Origin of the sequence: Peribacillus acanthi (assembly GCF_003073175.1) — a bacterium.
Lineage (GTDB): Bacteria > Bacillota > Bacilli > Bacillales > DSM-1321 > Bacillus_BN > Bacillus_BN acanthi.
Genome location: NZ_QBBX01000053.1, coordinates 1 through 1,096, shown reverse-complemented (window position 1 = coordinate 1,096; position 1,096 = coordinate 1). Strand labels below are relative to the sequence as shown.

At 39.1% G+C, this 1,096-nt stretch carries 1 rRNA gene; it reads right to left on the bottom strand.

What is annotated here, in order from left to right:
• Positions 1–826: 826 nt before the first annotated feature.
• A 5S ribosomal RNA gene (rrf, locus tag DBX25_RS20415) occupies positions 827–942 on the bottom strand.
• Positions 943–1,096: the final 154 nt, after the last annotated feature.

Genomic DNA, 1,096 nt, shown 5'->3' with positions numbered 1-1,096 from the left:
ACTTGCTCATAAAATGTCTTATTTAAAAGACTTAAATTTAAACGTTGACGTATTGTTTTGTTTAGTTTTCAAAGAGCAATTTTGTTTACTTCGTTATGAAGCAACTTTTATATCTTATCACGACTTCTCGTTACTAGTCAACAACTTTTTCTAAAAGTTTTTTCGAAGTTTCAAAGGACAACTTATCCAATCTTCAATGTTTACTAGGCGCTTGAGGCGTGTATTGAATATATTACTATCTTACACAAACAAAGTCAACGTTATTTTTAATAAAAGTTTTCCTTTTTATTATTCTTTTACTTATTTCAAAAAAACTGTTACCTATTATATTTAAGACCCCTAAGGTTTCCCTTTTAAACTAGTCAAAATCTTAAAAACACCACAGTCTTCGTCATAACGGAAGAAAATTTCCCACTTTCTACTTATTTATATACTAAAATTAGTTACTCTTTCCTCATCATAACCTTTCGGTTCCTAAAAAACACAAACAAAAAAGACCAGCTCTTCAGCTGATCTTTTTCTTTTTGCCTGGCAACGTCCTACTCACACAGGGGGAAACCCCCAACTACCATCGGCGCAAGAGCTTAACTTCCGTGTTCGGATGCCGACAAGCGATGTCCTTCGGATTCCTTCGTCAGCTTCAGTCACTCAGTCCTCATGTGCAAAGCACACTCCGGGCTTCGCTCCTTCTCTTCCTCGGACTCCTCGAACCTCCCTCGTCGGAGCTTACTATAGCCTATCTCCCTTTACTCAATTAATAGTTAAGGAACCTCCCGGTTCTCCACAAACAAAAAAGACCAGCTTCATCGGCTGATCTTTTTTGTTTGCCTGGCAACGTCCTACTCTCACAGGGGGAAACCCCCAACTACCATCGGCGCTGAAGAGCTTAACTTCCGTGTTCGGAATGGGTACGGGTGTGACCTCTTCGCCATCATTACCAGACATATAAAGTTGAAAGAATTATTCTTTCAAAACTAGATAACAATAAGGATTTTTTGCAACACATGAGTGTGAATTGTGGTTAAGTCCTCGATCTATTAGTATCTGTCAGCTCCACGTGTCGCCACGCTTCCACCTCAGACCTATCAACCTGATC